Source organism: Terrisporobacter petrolearius (genome assembly GCF_020748185.1).
Lineage (GTDB): Bacteria > Bacillota > Clostridia > Peptostreptococcales > Peptostreptococcaceae > Terrisporobacter > Terrisporobacter petrolearius.
The window spans coordinates 1-248 of sequence record NZ_JAHZMO010000249.1; the positions used below are offsets into that span (position 1 = coordinate 1).

At 53.6% G+C, this 248-nt stretch carries 1 rRNA gene; it reads left to right on the top strand.

From position 1 onward, the window contains the following. Positions 1-248: ribosomal RNA gene (locus tag K0040_RS20520) — 23S ribosomal RNA — on the top strand; the annotation flags it as partial.

Sequence of the window (248 nt, forward strand, 5' to 3'; positions counted from 1 at the left end):
GCCGCAGCGAAGGCGGGTCTTAACTGGGCGTATAGGTAGTTGACGTAGACCCGAAACCGGGCGACCTATCCATGGGCAGGTTGAAGCGAAAGTAAAATTTCGTGGAGGACCGAACCCACGGGCGTTGAAAAGCTTGGGGATGACCTGTGGATAGCGGTGAAATTCCAATCGAGCCCGGAGATAGCTGGTTCTCTCCGAAATAGCTTTAGGGCTAGCCTCAAGATTTAGAGAAACGGGGGTAGAGCACT